The sequence below is a fragment of the Vibrio sp. Makdt genome, from assembly GCF_027587015.1.
Lineage (GTDB): Bacteria > Pseudomonadota > Gammaproteobacteria > Enterobacterales > Vibrionaceae > Vibrio > Vibrio chagasii_B.
In genome coordinates this window covers 1-23,574 of record NZ_JAPPTH010000014.1, presented here as the reverse complement: position 1 = coordinate 23,574, position 23,574 = coordinate 1, and the positions used below count along the sequence as shown (strand labels likewise).

The window sequence follows — 23,574 nt, the reverse complement described above, 5'->3', positions numbered from 1 at the left end:
AGCTAATTAAGCTGCATCTTCTTCTGCGTCTTCAACAGCTTCAAGCTTCTTCGCTTTTTTCGGAGCTGGCTTACGCTTCGCACCTAATGCGTAAAGAACTTCTTCTTTGTTCTTCGCTAGGTACATTGCAAGTTCTTCTTGCTTGCCTTCATCTTCAACTAAATCGCTTTTGCCTAACAGTTCAAAAAGCTCATCAGCCATATCCAGCATTTTGTCGTATGCGTCAGCTTCGGCTTTAGAGGTAAAAGTCATTTTCTCTTCTCCGTTGCGTTCCACCACGTACTTGACGATAACAGCCATGGTTAATCCTCTAAGTTTGATAAATTTTACTGGCTTTTTATACAGTTTCTGATGTTAAAAGTCCAGTTGGAGCCCGAACTATGCGGCCTCAATCTTGATGTGTCGCCCAGTCTTCACAATAACTCATGAAAGATTTCAGCAACGGGCTTTGGTACTTGTCTTTGTGGACCAGCATCCAGAACCGACGTTTCATATCAAGTGGTACATTAAGCGCTTTTACTCGGCCTGAATCTATCGCTCGCTGAGCAGCTAAACGAGACAAACAGGCAAAGCCAAGACCGGCAGAAACAGAGTTGATGATTGCTTCTGTGGTGTTGAGCTCAAAAGACTCATACCAATGCTCGATGCGTGGTGCGACGGCTCGTAGGAAAAACTCACGCGTTCCTGAACCGGATTCGCGCAATATCCAATGGCTGTCTTCTAAATCTCGCAACGCAATTTTGTCTTTTGCCACTAAAGGATGTTGATTACTAACGATAATACACATTTCATCGCTACTAAACTGGCTAGAGATCAACTCCGGATGGAGTGTTTTTCCTTCAATTAACGCGATATCCAGTTCATAATCAACCAACTTTTGACAGATCAGGGCACTGTTTGAGATGAACAAACTCTGGTCTTGGTGCTGAGTTTTTTCTCGAAAGCCAGACAAAATAAAAGGCGCAACCTGATTACCGATCGTGTCACTCGCACCAACCTTGAGATTGCCACTTAAGGGCTGGTCGTCACGGAACAGAACATCGATGCCTGCTGCCCGGTGAAGAATCTCATCAGCCAAGGGAAGCAGTTTATGTCCTTCTTGATTGAGAATTAATCGGTTGTTGACCCGGTCAAATAGAGAGTGCCCTAGCTGTTTTTCCATTTCACCGAGTGCCATGCTAACCGCGGCTTTAGAGAGAAACAGAGCTTCCGATGCGGCGGTAAGTGTCGAATGCTGGGTAATGGTGACAAACACTTTGAGCTGTTTGATTGAGATATTAGCCATCAGGTTCCTACTTTTACGCTGCTGGTGGAATTGGTTGTTCAGTATTGATGAACGCCTGTTATATATAATTGGATATAACTTAACGAAGTGCAAGCGTATTATGGCTTCAACAAGCTGATGAGTTCACAAGTTTTGTGAATTAAGTTCAAGAGAGGCTCACATGATTCAACGTATTAAATATAGATTAACAGGAGCTCCAACACCCATGGCAGGGTTAGCACTAGCAATCGCAAGTTTAGGCTGGTGCTGGGATGGCGTTTTAGTCGCACAAGGTATTTTACACACTCCTGGTTTAGTGCAGTGGACCAGTGCGGGTATCGCGGCGGTATTACTTCTTGTTTTAGCTGTAAAATTTTTGATTCATGGCCATTTATTGCGTGAAGATCTTGCTCACCCTGTAGTGGGTAGTGTAGTACCAACATTTGCGATGGGCAGCATGGTGGTGTCAGCATCTTTAGCGCCGATTTCTCAATTTTTACAAGAAGCGATGTGGCTTGCAGCGGTTGCTCTACACGTTGTGTTCTTAGTGAGCTTTTTGTACCACAGAGCTAAAAACTTTGAGATTCACCATATGGTGCCAAGCTGGTTCGTACCGCCAATCGGTATCATTGTGGCAGATGTATCTTTCTCGGGTAATCCAGTTTTAGAGCCTGTAGCGAACGCGACTTTGGTATTCGGCTTATTGGTTTACGCTGTGATGCTACCACTGATGGTTTATCGTTTGATCTTCTCTCACGAAGTGCCAGATGCAGCAAAACCAACGATTGCGATCATGGCAGCACCAGCAAGCCTATCTTTGGCGGGTTACTTAACCGTTACTGCTAGCCCTTCACCAGTGATCATTGGGTTGTTATTTGGTATTGCAGTGTTGATGACGTTCATTATCTACATGGCGTTTTTCAAACTACTTCGTCTGCCATTCAGCCCTGGCTATGCAGCGTTTACCTTCCCAATTGTGATTGGTGCAACAGCCTTGTTTAAATTGGCTGCGTGGATGCAAGCACAAGGTATTGAAGCGCATTACATTAACCAAGTGTTTAACCTAGCTTATTTAGAGCTGATTGTTGCGACGTTGGTGGTAGGTTATGTCGCTGTTCGTTACTACATGAACTACAAACCTCACCGTGTTTTAAGTGCGGTAGCGGGCAGATTGTAAAGGGCAATAGTTCAAAAGATAAACGGACCTTAAGCTTTCGGTATTTCATAAGCTTATATTCCTCATCCAAACTCAGCACTTATGCTAATCTGGCAGTATATTGTGGCAAGATTAGCGTGAGTGCACTTTGTTTACTGTTTACCATTCCAATAAAGTTGATACTTTAAAAATTCTTCTCGTTCACTTAATCAAAAGTGACCCTTTAGCCAATCCTTTCGAAAAAGAGCAGATCTTGGTTCAGAGCCCGGGTATGTCTCAATGGCTTAAGATGGAACTCGCCAAAGAGTTTGGGGTAGCAGCAAATATCGATTTTCCTCTTCCAGCGACCTTCATTTGGGATATGTTTACCCAAGTGCTTCCTGACGTACCGAAACGCAGTGCTTTTAACAAAGAAGCGATGACGTGGAAGCTAATGAGTTTGCTACCTGCGAAGCTTGACCACCCTGATTTCTTACCCCTACAGCGCTATCTTGAAAACGACGAAGACGGCTCTAAGTTGTATCAATTAGCCGAGAAAATTGCCGATATCTTCGATGGTTACTTGGTATATCGCCCTGAGTGGATGGCGATGTGGGAAGCGGGAGAACCCGTTGCAGAACTGATTGATAGTGAAGGGCAACAAGAGCACCCTTGGCAGCCGATTTTGTGGAAGGCACTCTACGAGCAAACGCTCTCTCAAGGCCAATCGAAATATCACCGTGGTAACTTGTATCACGACTTCATTGAAGCGTTAGCTAATCAACAAGGCCAGTTACAACACCTGCCGAAACGTCTGTTTGTGTTTGGTATTTCGTCACTGCCTCCTCGCTACATGGATGCCTTGAAAGCGCTTGGCGAGCAGATTGATGTCCACCTGATGTTTACCAACCCTTGCCAACATTACTGGGGCGATATTCGTGACCGTAAATACTTGGCGAGAGTGGAAGCGCAGCGTCGTAAGCAGTTTGCTTTGGTTGATGGTTTACCTCAGCTAGAAGGCGAAGTCTCACCATTAAAAGATGGCATTGAAGCCAATATTGAAGACGAACTGCATACCAGCCAAGCGGTCGGTAATAGCTTACTTGCGTCTATGGGTAAACTGGGCAGAGATAACCTGTTCTTGCTGTCTCAATCAGACAGCGAAGAGCATGAGTTCTTTATTGATGTCGAGAGAGACAGCCTGCTGCATCAACTGCAAGCCGATATTCTTGAGTTAGAAGAGCACCAAGACGATCACATCTTAGACTCCAGCAACCATAAACAAGTGGTTGAGCTGGGCGATCGTTCATTGACGGTACACGCTTGTCACAGCCCAATGCGCGAGGTTGAAGTTCTTCATGATCAGTTGTTAGCAATGTTTGACGCTGACCAGACATTAAAGCCACGCGACATCATCGTGATGGTGGCAGACATCAATGCTTACAGCCCTGCTATTCAGGCGGTATTTGGTAATGCTCCGGGTGAGCGTTATATCCCTTACTCGATCTCGGATAGAACGGCAGACCAAGAGAGCCCAATTCTGACCGCGTTCATGCAGTTGGTCGCGCTACCGAACACGCGTTGTCTAGCTTCTGAACTTCTAGAGCTATTAGAAATCCCAGCGATGATGGCACGCTTCGGTATTGATGAATTTCAATTTGAACAAGCTAAGCAGTGGGTTGAAGAAGCGGGTATCCGCTGGGGCGTCGATTCTTCTACGGCAACAGAGTTTGATTTGCCTGCCACCGAGCAAAATACTTGGCTATTTGGTATCCAGCGTATGTTACTGGGTTATGCGATGTCGGATTCCGCAGGTTTGTTTGAAACTGAACACTCTCCAATTGCTGCTTATAACGAAGTTCAGGGTATTAACGCCGAACTTGCTGGTAAGTTAGCGCACTTTATTGATCGTATTGCCCATTACCGTCAACACCTTGCTGAGACGCAATCCATCGATATGTGGCGTGAAACCTTGCTGCAAATGATTGATGACTTCTTTGCCGTTGAACTAGAAGGCGAGGTGGTGCTTAAGTCGATTCGCGACGCGCTTTCTCAACTGAATGAACAGCTTGATGATGCCTTGTATGAGCAAGAGTTGTCGCCAAGCATTATCTACCAGTACCTCAATAATAAGTTATCTGGTGCGCGTATTAGCCAGCGTTTCTTAGCGGGACAAGTTAACTTTTGTACCCTGATGCCGATGCGTTCTATTCCGTTCAAAACCGTTTGTCTATTAGGTATGAATGACGGGGTTTACCCTCGCTCAATGCCACCAGAAGGTTTTGATTTAATGAACGGGCGCACTCGTCCAGGCGATCGTTCTCGTCGTGATGATGACCGTTATCTATTCCTAGAAGCAATGCTGTCAGCACAAGAGTGTTTATACATCAGCTATGTCGGCCGTTCGATTCAAGATAATACCGAGCGAGTGCCGTCGGTGTTGGTTTCTGAATTGATAGAGTACTGCCAACAGAACTACTGCCTAAGTGCAGATCAAGCGCTACCAAGTGATGATTCTGGTATCAAGCTGACTCAAGCGATGAGCTTTGAGCACACCATGACCCCGTTCAGCCCGGCAGCCTTTACACAAGGTGATGCAAGTCATGTATTGAGCTACGCCAAAGAATGGCTTCCTGCAGCTAACCGTTCCGGTGAGCGTAGTGGTGAATTCAATCGTGCCTTGGATGACTATTTGCTTGGTGCGACTTATCCGTTAGAACTCGATTTGGTTGAGCTACAGCGTTTCTGGCGCTTGCCAGTGCAATACTTCTTTAATCGTCGCCTAAAGGTCGTGTTTGAGCCACCGCTTCCGGTAATGGAAGACGACGAGCCGTTCGTGCTTAATGGCTTAGAAAGCTTCCAGCTTAAAGATGCGCTGCTGCAAGTGCTTCTGGATCACTCAGAAGGAGCAGATGAAGCGGTTCGCTTGTTTGTTTCTGAGCAAAAAGCCCAAGGTCGATTACCGGTTGGTGCTTTTGGTGATATCGAGTTTGAAACCAACCGTGTTCAAGCAGAAGACTTAGCCAAAGAGATTCGATTTGTAAGTGGGCAGCCACAGCAAGATCTTGAGGTAAATATTGAATTTGACGTGCTAGGCGAAGGCAAACCGGTTCGTTTGATGGGCTGGCTTACTCAAAACTATCAATCGGGTTTAGTGCGTTTTCGTAGTGGCAAAATACGCTCTCAAGATTACTTGGCCGCGTGGATCGATCACTTGTGTTGTGCAGTGATGGGCCACGGCAAAACGACTCATATTATTGGCTATGACAGAAAAGAAGGCGTGGTTCACCAAACGCTACAGCCTATTGGCGATGCGCAGCAGGCGAAGAGTTTGTTGGCGGAGTTAGTACGACTGTTCTATCAAGGTATGACAGCACCACTGCCTTACTTCCCGAAAACCGCATTGGCTGGCGTTGAAGCGGGTTTTAGCCGTGGTAAATGGGTCGATGATGAAGAGAAGTCACTTAAGAAAATGGCCGATACTTTTAATGACAGCTTCGCTTTCACTGGCGAGGGGCGAGATACCTACATCTCGCGTATTTGGCCTAAATGGGACGATGAGCTGGCTGCTGAGTCGCGTATGTATTCAACGCTTGTGTTACAGGCGGCAAGGTTGGCGGCGGCTGATCTGGAAGATCAGGAGTAAGTGGCAGTGATCGACAAGATCAATCGCGGGTTCGCTGAATTAATGAATGACAGAAGAGAGTCGCTGGTAAGCGTTTGGAGTGTCTGCTTTCCTGGAGAAAGGAAGCAAGGCGAAGAGAAGCAAGGTACAGGAAATAAAGTGGCCGCCAGTAAATCATTATTAGTGTAGGGCGTTCGCTGTACGGCCACAGGTCAGAGGGACCATTATTCTGTGGTTCAAAGTAACGCCATAAAGTACAAAACTCGTACGCGCTCCTGAACTCGTGGGCGCATAGTAGCGAGGCGATCCGAATTGATCCGTGAGAGAGATCGCACTAACTATTAACAAATCAGCGTAGGACGTAAATTGAATGACGTTTTCCACGCTAGGTCACATTTGTAACAACATATCTATCAGAAGGCAGTAAGGCATGACGACCACAAGCAGTGTTCAGGTAATTGCTCCACAGACACTCAATACCATGACGTTTCCACTTCATGGTGCGCGTTTAATTGAAGCATCGGCGGGTACAGGTAAAACATTTACCATCGCTGGCTTGTACTTACGCCTACTGCTCGGACACGGCACGGCAGTACCACAAGGTGAGCTTACAGAAGCTACCCGGCATCACGAGCCGCTCACTGTCGATCAAATTCTGGTGGTGACTTTTACCGAAGCAGCAACCGCAGAGCTGCGTGACCGTATCCGTGCTCGAATCCATGATGCGCGAATTGCGTTTTCTCGCGGGCAAAGTGACGACCCAGTGATTGCTCCTTTGCTACAAGAAATCGAAGACCACGCTGGCGCTGCAAAAACACTGCTTAATGCCGAAAGACAAATGGACGAAGCCGCGGTCTACACCATTCACGGCTTCTGTCAGCGTATGTTGACTCAAAATGCCTTCGAGTCTGGCAGCCGCTTTGATAATGAGTTTGTGACTGATGAAAGCCATCTTAAAGCGCAAGTGGTAGCCGACTACTGGCGTAAGCAGTTTTACCCGTTACCTATTCAACTGGCTGGTGAGGTTCGTAATATCTGGAGTTCACCGGCTGCATTATTAGCAGACGTAAATCGTTATCTGACAGGATCTCCGCTGAAATTGACGGTAGATGCGATGTCGGGGGATTTGCAAACTCTGCACAACCAGAACCTAGACAAAGTGAAGCAACTTAAAGCGCTATGGTGTGAATCCGAAGCGGACTTTTTGGCTTTGATCTCTGGCTCGGATGTGAACAAGCGCAGCTACACCAAGAAGTCTCTGCCGACATGGTTAGAAGCGGTGACAGCATGGGCGCAGAGCGACACTCATGATTATCAATATCCAGACAAGTTAGAAAAGTTCTCTCAAGCTACGTTAATCGAAAAAACACCGAAAGGTACCGCACCTCAGCATGCAGTTTTCGAAGCGATTGAGGATTTCTTAAATCACCCGGCTGACTTGAAAGCTCCGTTATTAGCGCATGCGATTACTCATTGTCGAACTATGCTAGCCAAGGCAAAACAGCAGAAGCAGTGGTTATCATTTGATGATCTACTGACTCAGTTATCTGCGTCGATCGATGTCGATGAGCAGTCATTGCTGGTGGAGAGAATCCGTACCTTATACCCGGTGGCGATGATCGATGAATTCCAAGATACCGATCCGCTGCAATACAGTATTTTTAGCCGAATCTACCTCGATAACCCGCAGTGTGGTCTGTTTATGATCGGTGACCCGAAACAGGCTATCTACGGTTTCCGTGGCGCGGATATCTTTACCTACATTAAGGCAAGAAACCAAGTTAGTGCTCACTATACGCTAGGGACTAACTGGCGTTCGAGTGCTGATATGGTCAGCGCAGTAAACCAAGTGTTTATGAATTCGGATAGCCCGTTTATCTACGATCAAGACATTCCATTTTTGCCCGTTGCTGCCAGTCCATCTGCTGACAAGCGCCAATGGGTGATGAATGGCCAGACTCAACATGCACTGACCTTTTGGCTGCAAGAGGCTGAAGACAAGCCATTGCCGAAAGGTGAATATCATAAGGCAATGGCTGAGGCGACAGCGAGTCAAATTCAAACTATTCTGACCGCTTCTCAAAATCAACAAGCCTATTTTGATAATGGCAAAAAACAGCATGCCGTGAATGCGGGTGATATTGCTGTCTTGGTTCGAACTGGCAGTGAAGGTCGTCTGATCAAGAACGCGCTGTCTGAGCAAGGCATTGCAAGTGTGTATTTGTCTAACAGAGATAGTGTATTCACCAGCTTGGTTGCGCAAGATATTCAACGCCTGCTGCAAGCGGTGCTGACACCAGAAAACGACCGAGCATTGCGCGCGAGTCTAGCCTCCGAGTTATTTGCTCTAGATGCGGCTTCATTGGATGAACTCAACAACGATGAAGTGGTGTGGGAAAACGTGGTTAACGAATTTCGAGAATATCGTAAGTTGTGGCTGCAGCGTGGCGTGCTACCAATGCTTCGTAGCGTGATCAGCAAGCGACATCTCGCGGAACGTTTACTGGAAGAAGAAAATGGTGAGCGCTCACTTACCGATTTAATGCACATTGGCGAATTGCTGCAACAAGCAAGGCAGGAACTCGATAGTGATTATGGTTTGTTGCGTTGGTTAGCAGAAGCGATTTCCGATGCTCAAAATGGTTTAGGCGGCAGTGAGGATGACATTCAGCGTCTTGAGTCAGAGAGAAACTTGGTTCAAATCGTTACTATTCACAAATCGAAAGGTTTGGAATATGACTTAGTATTCCTCCCATTTGTCGCGAGTTACCGAGAAGCGAGCGAAGGTAAATTCTACGACCATGATTCAGACACCACAGTACTGGATATTACCGGTAGTGACAGTGCCTTAGCCCAAGCCGATAAAGAGCGACTCGCGGAAGACTTGCGTTTGATTTATGTAGCGCTGACTCGTGCGGTTTATGGCTGTTTCATTGGTATGGCGCCACTGCGTAAAGGGCGTTCAACCAAAGAGCCTACCGGCGTGCATTTGAGTGCGATGGGCTATTTGGTTCAAAACGGTCAAGAGCAAGGTATTGCCGAATTGCATCAGGCTCTTGCAGCCATTGAGGGCAAGAACTCAAGTGTGCTGCTAGCCGAAACACCAACCGCCCACGATCAAGTGTTTGTACAAACCGAGCAAGTGAGTGAAGACTTACATGCGAACGAGCTAAAGGCCTCAATCGACAGGGCTTGGCGTATCACCAGTTACTCAGGGCTTGTAAAGCAAGGCAGTCACGGTGCGAGTCATGACGCGACCATTGAGGTGTCTGGCTTTGATATTGATTCGGCTGATGAGCAGGATGAGTCTGAGTTGATTGAGCCTGAACGCTCTATCTTTACGTTCCCTCGTGGTGCTCGCCCAGGTACTTTCTTGCACACCTTGTTTGAGGAGGTTGAATTTACCGAGCCAGCAACCAGTGAACATAACACGCAAGTAATCACTCACTTATTAGAATCAGAGCAATATGAATTAGAGTGGCTACCTGTGCTTCAGCAACTGGTCGATACCGTTCTTAACACCGCGTTGGATGGAAAAAACTTAAAACTAAGTGAGAAGGACTCAACACAACGATTAGTTGAGATGGAGTTCCTACTGCCGATCGAAGTGTTGGCTGCATCTGAACTGAATCAAACCATTCAATATCATGATCCGTTATCGGCTAAAGCGGGCGACCTAGGTTTTCAAACCGTGCAAGGTATGCTGAAAGGTTTCATCGACTTGGTGTTCGAGCATCAAGGTAAATACTATGTACTCGACTGGAAATCGAATCATTTAGGTGATGATGTTGCCGTCTACCATGGCGAGGCATTGAAATCGGCGATGGCTGACCACCGTTATGATCTGCAATATCAGATCTATGCATTGGCGCTGCACCGTTTTTTGCGTAGTCGTGTTGACAATTACAGCTACGAACAACATTTTGGCGGCGTGTACTACTTGTTCTTACGAGGAATGGACGGTCAATCTCAGCAAGGTATTTTCTCGGCGAAACCAACACTGACGTTACTTGATGAAATGGATCAATTGATTGACGGTAAAGTGATAGACAGACGTTCAGCACAATTGAATGACAATGAAACTGGACAGATGGGGCTTTTATAATGACAACAACGACCACTAATACCAGCATAGAAACAGCGAACACAACGAAGCCAGTTTCACTTATTCCTGAGCAACTTATGGATGTACTCAAGTTTCTTGCAGATAAGGGTTCGATTCGTCAGTTGGATTATCAGTTTGCCCGTTTTATTGCTCAGCAAGCCACGAGCTACTCTCAAGAGATCGGCTTTCTCGCTGGGGTAGTGAGCCATGAATTAGGCAAAGGACACATTTGTACTCAGCTTATACAGCAGCATACGATAGGCCCTGCACAAACGGCAGATATAGCCCAGTTACTTGGGTTGTACGGTGAAACGGCGCTGCAATTGAATCAAAAGCTATTAGGTATTGATTGGGTGACTGTTTTGCAATCATCTAACCTCGTTGGCGCAACTAATGACTGTGTTAAGCCTCTGATGTTTGATGGACAGCGCGTCTACTTACAGCGTTACTGGAACTATGAGGTTGTGCTGGCTGACACCTTAAATCGTTTAAGTAAGCCGGTAGAGTTCAATATTGAACAGAAAAAGGCGCTGACGGAAACACTCAACCAGCTTTTCACACGTAGTTATCACTTTCTGTTTAACGCCTTAGCCAAGGCTGAAACAAATCAGCAGACGTCTCAGGTACTGCGCCAACAGTTGGTGTGTGATCATCTTGATATTGTCGATGAGCAATCTTTGAATTGGGGCGCAATCGACCAAGCGATTGTGCAAGCTAAGCAAGTGACAGACTTAGATGTGTTGGACGGTCTGGTGCCGTTATCGGTATGTTTGAACTGGCAAAAAGTGGCAGCCGCGGTGGCGCTGAGTCGTCGTTTTGCGGTGATTTCTGGTGGTCCGGGTACCGGTAAAACGACCACGGTAACCAAGTTATTGTCGGCTATGGTCGAGCAATCGCTCAGCCAAGGTAAAATGCCAACAATTAAACTGGTGGCACCTACAGGTAAAGCGGCGGCGCGTTTAACCGAGTCGATCGGTAAAGCAATTGAACAGCTGCCATTAGCGCCTGAAGTGAAAGCCAACATACCAACGGAATCCAGTACGTTACACAGATTACTCGGCGCGATTCCTAACCGTGCTGAGTTTAGACATAACCGACGCAATCCACTCCACCTAGATATCTTGGTAGTGGATGAAGCTTCGATGGTTGATCTGTCGATGATGTATAAGCTGGTGGATGCACTTCCGGAGCACGCAAGGCTTATCTTGTTGGGTGATAAAGACCAACTCGCTTCAGTAGAGGCAGGTGCTGTGCTCGGTGATATCTGTTCATTCAACTCTGAAGGGTACAGCAGTGCGCAAGGCAATTTGATTGCAGAGATGACAGGCTTTGATGCGATAGCTAAGACACCACAAGCAAAAGCGGGAGCCGTTAATCCTCCGGCGATTGCGGATAGTCTGTGTATGCTGCAGAAGAGTTATCGTTTCGATGCTCGTTCAGGTATCGGGCAGTTGGCAAAAGCAATTAACAACGGGTCTGCGAATCAAGTCGACCAAGTGTTTGCTAAAGGATTTGGCGATATTGAGAACCATCCTCTGTCGAGTGACAGCTATAACTTGATGCTGCGTACTTTGGTTAACGAGTATGGTGCGTACCTCAATAGAATGAATGTGCCGTTGGAAGAGTTAGAAACTCAAGAAGCGAGAGCGAAATCGGTACTCGATTTGTTCAGCCAATGCCGACTGTTGTGTTCTATTCGTGAAGGGGACTTTGGTGTTAAAGGTCTCAACCATAGAATTGAAAGAGCACTGGCCGCAAGACGTTTGGTGAGCCCTCATAATGATGAGCTGTGGTATCACGGGCGACCTGTCATGGTGACTCGAAATGATCATGGCTTGGGTTTGTATAATGGTGATATTGGTATCTGTATGCTTGAGGCGGATTCTAGTCAACCTGACTTAACCCCTCGTTTGAAGGTCTATTTTGAGTTGCCTGATGGTAGTGTAAAAGCGGTGCTACCAAGTCGAGTGCCCGATCATGAAACGGCTTATGCAATGACGATACATAAATCTCAAGGTAGTGAGTTTGATCTGACCTTAATGATCTTGCCGCCAGATTTCAGCCCTATTTTAACGCGGGAGCTTATCTATACCGGTATTACACGTGCGAAGAAACGACTGATGATGTTCAGCGATACAAATGTGTTGAAGCGTGGGATTAAGGTGAAAACAGAGCGAGTGAGTGGTTTAGGCAGTCGCTTAACGAATTAATTGTTATGGACGCTAGAGAAGGGCTTGCACTTAGAGCTAGATAAACACAAAGCAACCATCCCTGGTTGCTTTGAACGTTATTAAGGCTCTTTGCTTAAAAACGCTCGAGTAAACGATATGTGGTTTATCTTGTATTTTGCTTGGTAATTCAAAATAAACTCTTTTAGATTCTCGCTAACAGGGAACACGCAGTGTACGTCTAGCCCTTCTAAGAATTGGTTATCAGCCATATCCCAAAAACTTTGCAGCGAGTTACAAACAATGGTTCTCATATCAATGTTGCTCTTTTTGCTGTTTATATCAACGACCAGACATCAATCGCCTACTGATCATTAACGGGTATAGCAATCCGTGCAGTAACCACTTTGATGCGCTCAAATGATTTGTGTCATAGGGCGGTCGATGTGGTCATTCCAATAAAAACATTTGTTATTTTGTTAAAGCGACCAAATTCTAAACAATTTTGTTTGTGAGTTAAAGTGCATACCTAATAAATCTCATATAGAAAACGATTACATTTGCAATTATTTTTCCTTTGAAGTGAGATTTTGGTCCAAAACTTTATTTACACATTTAACGCTAAGATTTTTGAGTTACGTTGATAGTTGTACAGCCCCTGTTTTTCCATCGGTAGCTCATCAACTCCGATCTCGTAAAACCCTTGTTCACGGAACCAATGCAGGCTATGTGTGGTTAAAACGAAAATTTGGTCGATCTCACGAGACTTCGATTGATGACGCATGTAGTCCAGTAATATTTGCCCGCGGTTGCCATCACGGTAATCAGGATGAATAGCCACACAAGCCATCTCCGCCATATGATCTTCCAGGTATGCGTAAAGCGCTGCGCAACCGATAATCAACCCATCTTTTTCAATAATGGTAAATCGGTGGATCTCTTGCTCTAGCTGTTCTCTAGAGCGGCGCACTAAGATGCCTTGTTCTTCAAGAGGGCGAATAAGGTCAAAGATGCCGCCAATGTCGTCGATCTGAGCTTGTCTTACTTGCTCGGCGCTCGCCATCACTACTTGGGTTCCAATACCATCGAAAGAGAACAGCTCTTGGATCAGGGCGCCATCCACTTTGTAGCTGATTAAGTGGCAACGAGGTACGCCTGCACGACAAGCGGAAATTGCCCCTTTTAGGAAGCGCATGGTTCCGGTGCTCATGTCTTCAACTGGATTCTGATCTTCGGTTAAGCGTGCAAGAATCTGTTTAGCATCTTTAGGAAAGAGCTCGGCGAGCACATTGCCGTTTTGATCTGTCACCCCTTGTTCAGAGCAAAAGCCAATAAGCTTGTCGGCTTTTAAACGAATTGCTACTTGGGTTGCGACCTCTTCAGAGAGTAGGTTAAAGCTTTCGCCAGTAACGGAGCTCGCAATAGGGCCAAGCAACACGATAGAACCTTGGTCGAGCGTGCGATTAATTCCTTCTATATCGATTCGACGAATACGTCCGCTATGGCAATAGTCGGTGCCATCATCAACCCCTAGCGGCTGTGCCGTAATGAAGTTGCCACTCATCACGTTGAGTTGAGTGCCAGCCATTGGCGTGTTGTTTAAGCTCATTGAAAGGCGTGCGGTGATGGCTAGTTGAAGCTGTCCAGCAGCCTGCATAGCGACGCCCAAAGAATATTCATCAGTGACCCTAATATTCTTGTGATAAGGCGTATGGCAATCTTGCTTGGCGAGCAATTGGTTGATCTGTGGTCTTGCCCCGTGAACGAGAACGATCTTTACTCCAAGGCTGTGGAGTAGGGCGATATCACTAATTATGTTACCAAAGTTCTTATCGGCAACGGCTTCGCCTCCTAACATAATGACCATGGTTTTGCCACGGTGAGCATTTACGTAAGGGGTTGATTGTCTGAAACCTTTTACTAGTGCTGTACTTCTTAATTTCACAGAACAAGTCCATTTGTTTATTTATTCGATAATTTAGCATTTAAATTCAAGTTTAAACAACACCTTTTTGGAATAAAGCGCAAACTATTCTCATCTAAGCTTCATTATATAAAGTGTCTCAGTGTAGAATGCGCACAGCATCTTCATGAGTAGTAACCGAATGCCACAAGCTTCAGCACAAAAGAATAAAATCGATGAGATAACCAAAGGCCTTTACAGTGAGGCTGAGCAGCGTAACCAATCTCCATTGAAGCGTAAGATCATAGAGCGTTGCCTGATGGTATTGGCTCTGGTTGGTTCGTTTGCTGTCGTATCGCTATTTGGTGATGTCATCACACGGCTACAAGATGCAGCAACGTCAAATCATTTGTTGTATGGCACTTGGATTGAGCAAGATGTGGCTCATTATGCGACGGATGAGTTTGTGTTGAATGCCAATGGAGTGTCTGTTGCCGGATCGATTATCGCGACCAGTTTTGAATTCGATGGCAACTACTTTGAGTACAAAGCGGGAGAGCAGACGTACCGCTTCCGTATGACCAATTCTGACAACACAGAAATGACGCTGGATTCAGAGAGCCATTACAACCCAGTATTTCGCCTTAAAGGTCATATCGATCACTCAGTTCGATAGGTTATCTTCTTGTAAACTCTTACAAACTAAGATTGTGTTATCGGACCGTTTTTGTCATCCTCGATGCATAGAATTTTTAGGATGACTCTTGTGATTAAAAAATGGCTTCCCCTTGTCGCTGCCTCTGTCTTATTTGGCTGTGCTCAACCCACCGATCTAGCTCAACAACACCTTGATGATGAATTTCCTCGCACCTTAAACAAGGTCGATCAGGTTGAATCCAATAAACCAAGAGACTACACCGCATTTGCTGAGCAAGCTGAAATGGTGGTGTCTAAATCTCCTTCGATGGCTAAAATCTACGAGCCGCTATACAAGCAACTTAATGAGTGGGCGATGCTCAGTGGTGACCCAAGTGAACTCGCAAACTTTGGTGTTCAAACAGCTCAACTTGGTGGCGGAGATAAGCAGGGCAATGTGCTTTTCACCGGTTATTTCTCTCCAGTAATGGAACTGCGCCATGAAGCGAATGAAGAGTACCGTTACCCGGTGTATGGTCTGCCAGAGTGCGATAAAGAGTGTCCAACTCGTGAAGAGATCTACAATGGCGCATTAGAAGGTCAAGGTCTTGAACTTGGCTACGCTGCCAACCGTATCGACCCGTTCATGATGGAAGTACAAGGCAGCGGCTTCGTGCATTTTGGTGATGATGATACCTTGCAGTATTTTGCTTACGCAGGCAAAAACAACAAAGCTTACGTGAGCATTGGTCGTGTGTTGATCGAGCGAGACTTGGTTCCCCGCGAGAAGATGTCATTGAAAGCGATCAAAGAGTGGGTATTGGCGAATGACCCTGAAGTCGTTAAAGAGCTGTTAGAACAAAACCCATCTTTCGTTTTCTTTGAAGCAAGAGATGATCTATCGGTAATGGGCAGCGCAGGAATTCCTCTATTACCAATGGCTGCAGTCGCAGGTGATCGCTCTATCTTACCAATGGGAACGCCGATTCTTGCAGAAGTACCACTGTTAAATGCCGACGGTACTTGGAGCGGAGCACACCAATTAAGACTGTTACTGGTTTTAGATACGGGCGGTGCGGTTAAGCAAAACCACTTGGATCTTTACCACGGTATGGGACCACGCGCCGGTACTGAAGCGGGTCACTACAAACATTTTGGTCGAGTGTGGAAATTGGGCTTAGATGGCAGTGCGACTGAAGCGCCGTGGGCTTTACCACCTGAGAAGGTCGAGTAAACGACAATAAAATAGGGCATTGAAAGCGAATCGCTAATCCCCTAGACTTTTTATTCAAGAGTGCGTATAAAACGCACTCTTTTCTTTTTCTCAGAAATAAATTGGCGGCAACAATGCGTGAATTGACCACTCCAGCTTCAGAAAACTATGACCAACGATTCGGTGGCACTCGTCGCCTGTATGGTAATAGTGAAGTCGACATACTTAGAGCGGCACATGTGTGTGTGATCGGTATTGGTGGCGTTGGTTCATGGGCGGTTGAAGCGCTTGCGCGTACTGGCGTGGGTGAGCTGACATTGATCGATATGGATGATGTGTGTGTGACGAACATCAACCGTCAGATTCACGCAATGTCGGGCACGGTAGGTAAGAGCAAAATCGAAGTGATGGCCGAGCGTGTTAAGCTGATTAACCCTGAGTGTAAAGTTAATCTGATTGACGACTTTATTGGTCCTGATAACCAGGCTGAATACCTGTCGAAAGAGTTCGATTTTGTGCTGGATGCGATAGATAGCATGAAGGCTAAAGCTTCGTTATTGGCGTATTGCCGCAGTAATAAAATCAAAGTGATCACCACTGGTGGCGCGGGTGGTCAAATCGACCCAACGCAAATTAAAGTGGCCGATTTGACTAAAACGATTCAAGATCCATTGGCGAAGAAACTGAAAGATACGCTGCGTCGTCATCATAACTTCCCTAAGAATCCTGCGCGTAAGTTTGGCATCGATTGTGTATTCTCGACTGAGCAGCTTAAATATCCTCAAGCGGATGGCAGTGTATGTGCTGCGAAAGCAACAGCCGAAGGTCCAAAACGAATGGATTGCGCGACAGGTTTTGGCGCTGCAACGGTAGTAACTGCGACGTTTGGCTTTGTTGCTGTTTCGCGCATAGTAGAAAAGCTCATTCAAAAGCACAGTAAGTAACTCGTTACTGTTCGCTGACTAAGAATTTACTGGATATAAAAATGATGTCATTCCCGATCTCTCCATTTGGCAAAGAAATTACTAGTGATGATATTGTCGCAAAAATGCAGACTTTCAGCGGTTGGGAAGACCGTTATCGTCAAGTGATTCAATGGGGTAAGAAACTGCCAGTAATGCCTGATGAACTGAAAAGTGATCAGGTTGTGGTATCTGGTTGTGAGAGTCAAGTGTGGTTAGTTTCGCAGAATATCGACGGTGTGTGGTATTTTTGTGCAGATTCAGACGCACGTATTGTGCGCGGACTTATTGCGTTAGTAATGGCGGCATATGATGGTAAAACATCAGAGCAAGTTCAAGCGTTCGACATTGATGGCTATTTCGACGAGATTGGCTTGATTACGCATTTGAGCCCTTCCAGAGGAAACGGACTTAAAGCGATTGTTGAGCAGATCAAGAATCTCTCCGCTTAAGCGTCTATTTGTTTGAGAACTCCTTTCTGTTTGAGAGCTTGTTCGTTTAACAACTTCTTAGTACAGATAAGCAAGCGACAGTATTGAAAAGAAACGGTGCCCAATGGCACCGTTTTTTGTTTTAACGGATAACTGAATACGTCGAGAGAAGAATTAGAAGTGGAATTCAGCGCTAATTGCGTAACCGTTCTCGATAAGTTTTGCTTCGTACATTGTGTATTCAAGAGCAACACGAGCAGGACCAATCTTCACACCCGCACCCACACCGTAGTAAACATCGTTGCTGTCACCTAGGTTACTTTCAAAGTGACCGATACCAGCACGGCCATAAATATCAAAGATTGTGATTGGCAAAGAAACTTTTGCACTTGTTAACCATGCATTTGAGTATAGGTGCTCGAAGTCTTTGTTCGTATCAACAAAATCTGCGTAACCAGCTTCGATAGAAAGCAGGTCATTAAATGCGTAACCCAAGTATAAGTTGTAACCGCTATTTTGATCGGTCATGTCCACGTTTTCACTCTCTACTTGATACTCTGAGTATAAGTAGCTTGCACCAATGTATGGGTCAGCTGAAGCTTGTTGAGCGGCAGTTAGCATTACTAGAGGAAGAACGATTGTTTTAAGTTTCATTGTGTTGTCTCTATCTAAAAATTAATGTGTAAAGTGCTATTCCGTCAGCTTCAGGTCACCCTTGATAAATGGTGATTCTCGCTATTCAGTCACGATCTTTAACGTGGTATCGGTGATTAAACGAGAACGGGGTGCATTGTCGTTTTTTTCAGAAATGACGCATCAATGAAGTCTTAGAAATCAATAAAAACAGATAAGTGACATATAAAGAAAATATAAAGTTACTACTTATCAATAGGTTATTTGTTATTAAATTAATGCTAAAAAAGGAACTATTTTTGAGGAGGGGGAGTCTGGTTCGAGGTCATTGAACCAGACATTAAGATCTTTGGTGGGGTTTTAGAGCATATCGACAGCTTTTTCTATTGCCGCGATCAGTTTGTCTACATCATCTAAGTTGTTGTATATGCCAAATGAAATTCGCACAGTTCCTTTTACTTTGAGTGCATCCATTAATGGGTGTGCACAGTGATGACCAGCACGAACGGCAATACCTTGTTGGTCGAGTAAGGTCGCAATATCTTGATGGTGAACGCCATCCATCACAAAAGTAATTACGCTCGAATTGGGCTTATAACCGAGTATTTGGATGTCGTCCAATTGACTGAGTGCTTGGTAAGTTTTGTGTTGTAGCTGGTGGATATGATCTTCCACGCCTTGTTGTTCGAACTGATGTAACCACTCGATTGCTGAACTTAAAGCGATGGCACCTGCTACGTTTGGTGTGCCTGCTTCGAACTTACCAGGCAGTTCAGAAAACGTGGTGCCAGAAAAAGAGACCCGTTCAACCATTTTGCCACCGCCATGCCACGGCGGCATTGCTTCGAGCAATTCAAGTTTGCCGTAAAGCACACCAATCCCTGCAGGGGCGTAGAGTTTGTGTCCTGAGAATACGTAGAAATCTGCGCCCAAAGTGGCAACATCCACAGGTTCATGGACAATGCCTTGTGCGCCATCGACGACAACCACAGCATTCATCTCATGTGCCTTTTCGATAACTTGCTCAATCGGTTGGCGAGAACCCGTCACATTGGTTATCTGAGCCAGAGCTACGATCTTGGTTCGTTCAGTCAACAGTGCATCAAAAGCAGCAAGGTCGAATTCACAGTCAGATGTCATTGGGATTTTGATGACCTTAGCACCGGTTTGTTCTGCCACAATTTGCCAAGGGACAATGTTGGCGTGGTGCTCCATTTCGCTTACCAGGATTTCATCGCCTGGTTGGAGGGTACTTCTAGCGTAGGTTTGAGCGATAAGGTTGAGTGCTTCGGTGGCACCGCGAGTCCAGATAATCTCTTTCGATGAGGTTGCGCCAATAAACTGAGCGACCTTGTCTCTAGCGGCTTCAAATTGGCTGGTGGCGTGCGCGGTTAAACTATGGCTACCACGGTGAACATTGGCATTTTGTTTGGAGTAATATTGGCTAATGGCATCAATAACTACCTGAGGTTTTTGTGTGGTTGCCGCGCTGTCTAAGTAAATCAATGGTTGTTGATTGATGGTTTGGGATAGCGCAGGAAACTGCTCTCGGATGTGATTGATATCAAGCATCTATTCTTACCTAAATCTTGGAAATTGGTGCCAGCGTAATGCTAAGCGGTATCATTATTTTATCGCGACTTATTGATTGGCGCAGGATAATCTTGTTTCTTCCAGCTACTTTCTTGTTCTTTGACCTGATCGAACAGCTTTTGGTTAACGGGAACTTCTATCTGATGCTTATTTGCTGTTTTTATCAGGTGTCCAGTGATGAAGTCGATCTCAGTCTTTCTTTGATAAAGCATATCTTGCTTCATTGAAGAGTTGTTCTGTGCTGTGGCGTGAATAACCTTGTTGACGCTCGCTTCTAACTCTTCGATCGAACAATCAATACCTTCTGCCTGCATAACTTTTGTGAGCTCTTCAACGATAGCGATTAAAGTATTTCCAAACTTTTGGTCTGCAAGTTCGCCATTCTTGACTTGCTCTAACCCAGTCAGTGGGTTGATAGCACAGTTGATGGCGAGTTTAGTCCAAAGCGCGATTTTTATTTGTGGGTTCCAACTCACAGCCGGGAGAGCATTATCCAATACATCAACTAAAAAAGTGCACTGTTGTCCATTGAGGTTAAAAGCACCCAGTTGAGTTTGGCCAAGTCCAGTGTGAGATACACTATTACGATCAGGTTTGAATGCTGCTTGGGTGGTGGTTGCCAATATTATCGGGTGAGCATCAATCTGAGTGGCTATCTCATCTACTGCTCCCATTCCGTTGTGCATGAACATAAGAATGGTATCAGGGTCGAGATGTTGAAGTAACGGAGTGGTGGCTTCTTTTACTTGCCAAGCCTTGATCGTGAAAATCACTAAGTCACTCGCTGATAGCTTTTTGATATTGTTGTTACTGAAGTGAAGTGAAGTTTGCTCATCAAGTGATAGGTCAATTGAGGTTTCAGGGGAGCGGCTCCACAAAGAGACATTGTGACCAGCTTGAAGTAGTTTTATTGCCCATAAAGAGCCAATTGCTCCAGGTCCAACAATAGTGATGTTCACAGCAATACCGAGATAAGAAAATGATGCTGCAAGGATAGCGAGGCATTAAATGAAAGCAATAAAAAATGGCACCCGAGGGTGCCATTTTGGAAACTTTCTTAGAAGTTCGATTAGAACTTGTAAGTTACTGCAACGTAGTGACCGAAGCCAGTAGTTTTACCAGCTAGACCGTCGTCTTTAAGACCGTAAACATCTTTGTAGCCTTTTAGACCGTAACCAACAGCGAAACGATCTGAGTGCCAGTAAAGACCATTGAACATAGCACCGCCATTCGAAGTGTTTAGTGCTTTGTTATCATCATCCATACCAAATTGGTAGTCGATGTAACCTTGGTAAGAGATGAATGAGCCGTTCTCAAAGAAGTAGAATGGTTTAAACCAGTTAGCCGAAACTTGGTAACCGTTCCAGTCTTTCTTGTTTGAATCGTATGTTCCGTAAAGGTTTAGACCCATTTTACCGAACCAAGGAACCATTACATCAGAACCAAGACCAACTTTCTGAGTGTTTACACCACCGTTTGATCCGTCCCACTCCATAAGAGTAGCAACGTAAAGCTCTTGAACTGGACCGAAAGAAAGATCTTTACCAGTTAGGCCATCTAGAGACATACGTGGAGCAAACTTCATAAAGATTTTTGAGTCTGCGTCAGCTTTGTCACTACCTTTGTCTGATGTTAGGTTGAATACGTCAACGTAACCGTACAGATCGAAGATTCCAGAGCGGCCGCCGAATTCCATTTCTAGGTAATCATGAGTTGACTCACCTGGAAGCTCATCAATAGCACCCATAAGGTTGAATTGAAGCCATTTGTAATCGTTCTTGTGGATGTCGCCGTCAGAATAATCTGCTGCCATTACTGGAGCAGAAGTTGCTGCAAGTAGGCCAAGAGTTAAAAGTGATTTACGCATAATGGAACTCTCTATGTTTGAAATAAGTAACCCGCTAATCCGTGCGTGTTTATGATGTCCGAATGCCGAGCATAATAGCGATTTTGTTCTCAAATAAAAGTGAGACAGAGTGAAAACTGCAATTATTAAAGTGAGATCGATCACACTAACGATCTAAATGATGGAACTTTAACGTGGCAATGCATCTTGATGCACCTCTTATTCTATTGGTTTTGTGAAATTAGATTGTTTTGTAGATAAATTGGTGAATAACCGCTCTAAGCAAACGATTATACTAAATAGAGTGATATGCATATCAAAATCAACAGTATTCCTTTCTATGTAATTTTACCTCCTAAAACGACTAAATCTCTCCACGGTTGGCTCGTCCCTTTGATCTATTTTTAATCAACTTCGTAATGGTGGTGGAATCAATTGATGAACAATCGGTGTGACGAGCAGCAGTCTTCAAAATTTTTGGTTTTGCTCAGAGCATCGAGAATAATAAAACGGTTCCCTGCACGAAACACAGAGAGAGTGTGTTTTAAGATTTTTACTGAGCGTATCTTTTGTGTGACGAACCGGTCTAAATTTTGGAGAGAGACCGATGAAATATTCACCACTACTCGCTGTAGCGATTTCAGCACTGTTCATTGTTGGGTGTGACGATGATGACGAACCCACAACGCAACTTCAAGCTGTCCATGCATCTCCTGATGCTCCACTAGCGAACGTATTAATTGACAACCAAGCTCGTTGGAGCGGTGTGGATTATGCGCAAGCCTCTGGTTATGCGGCGGTCAATCAAGGTCAAACATCTGTCCAAGTCGATGTACAACTCCCCGGTGATGCAGTGGCTACTGTTATCCCACAAAGCCAATTCGACTTGAGCGGTGATTTGGATTATACGGTTATGGTCGTTGGTGACGCTGATGGTTCGAACAACCCCGTGGAGGCCTTAGTAGTGACTCGTCCTGCTGAAGGGACCGCAACGAGTTCGACCCTAGACGTACAAGTAGTTCACGCTGCGACGGGTGTTGGCGATGTAAATCTGTATGTGACAGGACCGACTGATCCACTAGGTGCACCACTGGGGACCTTAGCGTACAAAGATTTCACCGATGTTCTAAATATCCCTGCAGGGCAATACCGTGTGAGACTGGAAACGGTCAGTGGTAATGCTATCGCATTCGACTCAGGGGAGATTACTTTACCCGCAGGTAGCGAATTGACGATTGCCGCTGTGCCAAGAGCTGATTCGAATAGCGCCTCACCTGTGAAGTTAATGGTTATGGACGGTAGTGGATCTTCGTTAATCTATGACATGGCTGAAACCGCAGAAGTAAGAGTAGGGCATTTAGTTGATGGAGCGCCTGATGTCGATGTTTACGTTAACGCGGCTAAGTTTGCACCTCTTGATGGCTTAATGTTTAAAGAGATTCGTGGCTTCTTAGATTTAGCTGCAGATAGTTATGACATTGATATTTACGAAACGGGAACAACGTCTCCAACATTTATCGATGTCGATGGTCTAGCTGTATTTGCGGGTATGGATTACAGCATTTATGCGGTAGGGACCGTAACACCGCTGAATCTAGAGCCTTTGGTAGTTCCTGAAAACCGTCGTCCGGTGGCGACCAGTGCAGTGTTAAATATTACTCACGCTGCTGCTAACCCAATTGCTGCATCTGTGGACATCTACTTAACAGAAAATGTAGGCATCGCTGGAAGTACGCCAGCACTGAGTAATGTGAAGTTTAAAGACTATGCTAATGGTATCTATGTGGCAGCAGGCTCTTACTTTGTGACGATTACCGTTGCGGGCCAACCTTCGGTGGTGGCTATTGATTCTACGCCTGCTACTTTAGCTGATGGTGTTGTATATCAAGTCGTGGCGATAGATGACTCGACTGGCTCAGGCTTCAATCTTATTGTGAGTGACACAACTGACTAGCGCGTACGAAATCAATTGCTACAAAGTAAAAGAGGGTAGCTTGATGCTACCCTCTTTCTATTCTGTTTTTGACCCGTCCTAAATAAGGTTGACACTCCCCAAACAG

Annotated in this window: 18 protein-coding genes; 10 read left to right on the top strand and 8 right to left on the bottom strand. The window is 45.4% G+C overall.

Annotated features, from left to right (window positions below; all coding sequences use genetic code 11):
- Nucleotides 1–6: 6 nt before the first annotated feature.
- Nucleotides 7–300, bottom strand: a complete 294-nt coding sequence (locus OH460_RS17145; protein ID WP_008223840.1) for a YebG family protein — start codon at nucleotides 298–300, stop codon at nucleotides 7–9.
- Nucleotides 301–388: 88 nt separating this feature from the next.
- A complete protein-coding gene (locus tag OH460_RS17140) occupies nucleotides 389–1,285 on the bottom strand; it encodes a LysR family transcriptional regulator (RefSeq protein ID WP_019823882.1) in 897 nt (298 codons plus the stop codon).
- 205 nt (nucleotides 1,286–1,490) lie between these two features.
- Here OH460_RS17140 and OH460_RS17135 point away from each other — a divergent pair, with 205 nt between their 5' ends.
- The 5 genes from OH460_RS17135 to recD all read left to right on the top strand — a co-directional run bounded on the left by OH460_RS17135 (nucleotide 1,491) and on the right by recD (nucleotide 12,339).
- A complete protein-coding gene (locus tag OH460_RS17135; RefSeq protein ID WP_004737597.1) occupies nucleotides 1,491–2,441 on the top strand; it encodes a TDT family transporter in 951 nt (316 codons plus the stop codon).
- Between the two features lie 127 nt (nucleotides 2,442–2,568).
- A complete protein-coding gene (gene recC, locus OH460_RS17130; RefSeq protein ID WP_269998965.1) occupies nucleotides 2,569–6,045 on the top strand; it encodes an exodeoxyribonuclease V subunit gamma in 3,477 nt (1,158 codons plus the stop codon).
- 6 nt (nucleotides 6,046–6,051) lie between these two features.
- Complete coding sequence (locus OH460_RS17125; protein ID WP_269999012.1) at nucleotides 6,052–6,213, top strand: hypothetical protein; 162 nt, start codon at nucleotides 6,052–6,054, stop codon at nucleotides 6,211–6,213.
- A 241-nt stretch (nucleotides 6,214–6,454) separates the two neighbouring features.
- Complete coding sequence (gene recB / locus OH460_RS17120) at nucleotides 6,455–10,129, top strand: exodeoxyribonuclease V subunit beta (RefSeq protein WP_269998964.1); 3,675 nt, start codon at nucleotides 6,455–6,457, stop codon at nucleotides 10,127–10,129.
- Nucleotides 10,129–12,339, top strand: a complete 2,211-nt coding sequence (gene recD, locus OH460_RS17115; RefSeq protein WP_269998963.1) for an exodeoxyribonuclease V subunit alpha — start codon at nucleotides 10,129–10,131, stop codon at nucleotides 12,337–12,339. Before recB ends, recD begins: the two co-directional genes overlap by 1 nt.
- Nucleotides 12,340–12,419: 80 nt before the next feature.
- Here the strand turns inward: recD and OH460_RS17110 are convergent, their stop codons facing one another.
- Nucleotides 12,420–12,611, bottom strand: a complete 192-nt coding sequence (locus tag OH460_RS17110; RefSeq protein ID WP_269998962.1) for a hypothetical protein — start codon at nucleotides 12,609–12,611, stop codon at nucleotides 12,420–12,422.
- Between the two features lie 293 nt (nucleotides 12,612–12,904).
- On the bottom strand, nucleotides 12,905–14,242 hold the full coding sequence (gene argA, locus OH460_RS17105; protein ID WP_269998961.1) for an amino-acid N-acetyltransferase: 1,338 nt from the start codon (nucleotides 14,240–14,242) through the stop codon (nucleotides 12,905–12,907).
- Between the two features lie 160 nt (nucleotides 14,243–14,402).
- Between argA and OH460_RS17100 the strand changes: the two genes are divergently transcribed.
- The 4 genes from OH460_RS17100 to csdE all read left to right on the top strand — a co-directional run bounded on the left by OH460_RS17100 (nucleotide 14,403) and on the right by csdE (nucleotide 17,463).
- Nucleotides 14,403–14,876, top strand: coding sequence for a DUF2850 domain-containing protein (locus OH460_RS17100; protein WP_269999008.1), 474 nt, complete (start codon nucleotides 14,403–14,405; stop codon nucleotides 14,874–14,876).
- 81 nt (nucleotides 14,877–14,957) lie between these two features.
- A complete protein-coding gene (gene mltA, locus OH460_RS17095; RefSeq protein WP_061033239.1) occupies nucleotides 14,958–16,070 on the top strand; it encodes a murein transglycosylase A in 1,113 nt (370 codons plus the stop codon).
- 113 nt (nucleotides 16,071–16,183) lie between these two features.
- Entirely contained in the window at nucleotides 16,184–16,993 is an 810-nt protein-coding gene (gene tcdA, locus OH460_RS17090) for a tRNA cyclic N6-threonylcarbamoyladenosine(37) synthase TcdA (RefSeq protein WP_269998960.1), read from the top strand.
- Between the two features lie 41 nt (nucleotides 16,994–17,034).
- Nucleotides 17,035–17,463, top strand: a complete 429-nt coding sequence (gene csdE / locus OH460_RS17085; RefSeq protein WP_269998959.1) for a cysteine desulfurase sulfur acceptor subunit CsdE — start codon at nucleotides 17,035–17,037, stop codon at nucleotides 17,461–17,463.
- A gap of 153 nt (nucleotides 17,464–17,616) precedes the next feature.
- Here csdE and OH460_RS17080 read toward each other — a convergent pair whose 3' ends face one another.
- The 4 genes from OH460_RS17080 to OH460_RS17065 form a co-directional block, all read right to left on the bottom strand.
- The gene (locus tag OH460_RS17080; protein ID WP_008223059.1) at nucleotides 17,617–18,096 is read right to left on the bottom strand and encodes a porin; all 480 of its coding nucleotides are present in this window, start codon (nucleotides 18,094–18,096) and stop codon (nucleotides 17,617–17,619) included.
- Between the two features lie 339 nt (nucleotides 18,097–18,435).
- Nucleotides 18,436–19,647, bottom strand: a complete 1,212-nt coding sequence (gene csdA, locus OH460_RS17075) for a cysteine desulfurase CsdA (protein ID WP_269998935.1) — start codon at nucleotides 19,645–19,647, stop codon at nucleotides 18,436–18,438.
- A 59-nt stretch (nucleotides 19,648–19,706) separates the two neighbouring features.
- The gene (gene panE / locus OH460_RS17070) at nucleotides 19,707–20,627 is read right to left on the bottom strand and encodes a 2-dehydropantoate 2-reductase (RefSeq protein WP_269998933.1); all 921 of its coding nucleotides are present in this window, start codon (nucleotides 20,625–20,627) and stop codon (nucleotides 19,707–19,709) included.
- A 110-nt stretch (nucleotides 20,628–20,737) separates the two neighbouring features.
- Nucleotides 20,738–21,535: a nucleoside-specific channel-forming Tsx family protein gene (locus OH460_RS17065; RefSeq protein ID WP_269998931.1), complete on the bottom strand. Its 798-nt coding sequence runs from the start codon at nucleotides 21,533–21,535 to the stop codon at nucleotides 20,738–20,740.
- A 586-nt stretch (nucleotides 21,536–22,121) separates the two neighbouring features.
- On the opposite strand from OH460_RS17065, the gene OH460_RS17060 reads away from it, so the two are divergent.
- Nucleotides 22,122–23,468, top strand: a complete 1,347-nt coding sequence (locus OH460_RS17060) for a DUF4397 domain-containing protein (RefSeq protein WP_269998929.1) — start codon at nucleotides 22,122–22,124, stop codon at nucleotides 23,466–23,468.
- Nucleotides 23,469–23,574 lie beyond the last annotated feature (106 nt).